This window comes from Sphaerochaeta sp. UBA5836 (assembly GCF_002432845.1).
Lineage (GTDB): Bacteria > Spirochaetota > Spirochaetia > Sphaerochaetales > Sphaerochaetaceae > Sphaerochaeta.
Genome location: NZ_DJGW01000041.1, coordinates 1 through 2,131, shown reverse-complemented (window position 1 = coordinate 2,131; position 2,131 = coordinate 1). Strand labels below are relative to the sequence as shown.

The window sequence follows — 2,131 nt, the reverse complement described above, 5'->3', positions numbered from 1 at the left end:
TTGACGTCGACGACGCTTGCGGGGCAGTAGTGCATGAAGAGGGGGAGCCCGGTCTCCTGCTGCAGGACAGAGATGAGCCTCATCTCGTTGCTGATGTCCTGATGGCCGTAAGGGGGAAAAGGATGCTGTCGGGCAGGCCCGTGCCGGCGATCAGGATATCGGTCACTTCCTCCCTCCTGGCAAGGAGCTTCACATATTCCTTGAAGAAGTCCCGATAAACGCCCTCATCCCCTATGGAGAGGAGCATGTCGCTGATCCTCTGTCTGCTCAGGTTGGCATCAGGGTAGAGAATCCTCACATAGTTGCCATCCCACCAGTCACCGGCATGGCAATTGGCAAGGTTGCACAGGACATAGTACTGGTCTTGGCGTATTTGACGCCGTTCTTTATGCCATACCCAAGGTACAGGCAGAGCCATGCCTCCCGTGTAGTTGGAAAAACTCAGAGGAAGCTATTGATACGTAAAAGTCCCCCCATTTTTCGAACTATAGCCTTTACCCTAAAAGCATAGTTTTTACCCCAATCACCATATTTTGTTGAACAACCAGCAACCAAAGTCCATTTCTCCCTGACATTGGTCCAGAATGGGGCCTTTTTTGTGCCAATCGCAGGAAAAGAATAGGAATTTATACCAATTAGTATAGTGTTAATTATTCTATTTTTGCAATATCCCAATCACGGCCTGTGCACACAGACAACCCGGGCTCTTGTGCCAACAGCCTTTTTTTTGTAGTATAGTTATATAGTTTCCAGCACCATCTCTCTGTTCCCTTTTCTTTGGAGTGAATACTTCGCACCTTCGGCGGATATTCAGAGGAGTATAAGCAGCGGTGCCGGACTCATAAAACCTTATGCGTATCAAAACACGAGAAATTTCAATGTTGCGGTTTACAACCGTTGTATGCCTGCTCTTCGGCCTTTTGGGAGTAGTGGCTTCACAGCTAGCCTCTTCACGTTCACTCCTCCTTGATGGATTGTACTCTCTCATCCAAAGCCTGTTCATACTTGGCTCAGGCCAGGTGGTAACGTTGTTGTTCAAACGTGACAACGACAAATTCCCATTCGGCTTTGCGGCCTTCGAACCCTTCTTTTTGGTAATGAGGTCGCTCACGCTCTTGGTCATGGTCCTTGCCATTGGATCCTCAGCCTTTCTCTCGCTGTTTACCGGCGGTTATGAGATTTCGGTGAATATCACACTTCCCATCTCCGCGTTATCGCTTGTGGTGTGCGCTGCGGTGTATACCATCCTCAAACGCGAAGCCAACCGTGTAAAAAGCCCGGTTCTCAGGGCGGAGAGCAAGGCTTGGCTGCTTGATACCCTGCTCAGCCTTGCTTCCCTGTCGGCGATGCTGATCGCCTACATTGCCTCAAGATTTTCCCTGACCTTGTTGATGCGATACATCGATCCGGTCCTCACCTTGGGGTTCCTTGTCTGCATGATTCCTCTCTTGGGCAAGGATTTGGTCCAATACAGCAAGGAACTGCTTGGAGCCGCACCGGCAAGTTCGACTCAAGCAGCCTTGGAACGAATCGCATACAAGTTTGTGCGCAAGTATGATTTTCTGAAAGCCGAAGTCTTTGCATCCAAACAGGGCAGGTCATTGAACATACTCATGTATATCTATCTGAAAGAAGAACGATCTGTATTGCAGCTCGATTCCATCAGGCTGGAAATACTCAAAGCCCTCTACTCCTACAGCAACTGGTGTGAGGCCGATATCATCTTCACCCTTGACGACCGCTGGGTGGACTACACAGCCTTGCCGTCACTGCAGCAGGCATAAGAGCCGGAAAGCTCTTCATAGGTGATGTTCAGACGCCCTGAGAACGTTTGAACAAAATGTTTGTTGTCCTCATAGAAAAAATCCTCCGCTTTACAGGTTATATACAATCGTGGTTGCACCGCCCCAATACCTTGGGCAAGTGCAAACAGATCATCATTGCTGCCCGCAAGACAGGCAAGCGGGCCGAAGGTGTTTGCAAATTCGGCGGGAAACGACAGCTTTTCCTCCTGCTTCCGGTTTGCCGGGGATACAAGGTCAAGCGCTCCACTCATACTGGCGACTGCATTGGATTGGTCAGGACAGCCTTCAACACTCCATACCCACCCATTGAAAGACCGGCGATTGCA

Annotated in this window: 3 protein-coding genes; 1 reads left to right on the top strand and 2 read right to left on the bottom strand. The window is 49.8% G+C overall.

The annotated features are described in order from the left end of the window. Window positions 1-79: 79 nt before the first annotated feature. Window positions 80-418 carry a hypothetical protein gene (locus B3F49_RS03290; RefSeq protein ID WP_293908940.1) on the bottom strand — a complete coding sequence of 113 codons (339 nt, stop codon included), beginning with the start codon at window positions 416-418 and terminating at the stop codon, window positions 80-82. A 460-nt stretch (window positions 419-878) separates the two neighbouring features. Here B3F49_RS03290 and B3F49_RS03285 point away from each other — a divergent pair, with 460 nt between their 5' ends. Beyond that, window positions 879-1,784 (top strand): cation transporter, encoded by a 906-nt coding sequence (locus B3F49_RS03285; protein WP_293908939.1) that lies wholly within the window; start codon window positions 879-881, stop codon window positions 1,782-1,784. Here the strand turns inward: B3F49_RS03285 and B3F49_RS03280 are convergent. Continuing rightward, the coding region (locus tag B3F49_RS03280; protein WP_293908938.1) for a hypothetical protein at window positions 1,751-2,131 on the bottom strand (381 nt) is incomplete at its 5' end. The genes B3F49_RS03285 and B3F49_RS03280 overlap by 34 nt on opposite strands.

What these genes read in the sequence shown, in the direction of transcription:
- B3F49_RS03290 (WP_293908940.1), bottom strand. Translation starts at nt 418, where the DNA reads ATGGCTCTGCCTGTACCTTGGGTATGGCATAAAGAACGGCGTCAAATA.
- B3F49_RS03285 (WP_293908939.1), top strand. Translation starts at nt 879, where the DNA reads ATGTTGCGGTTTACAACCGTTGTATGCCTGCTCTTCGGCCTTTTGGGA.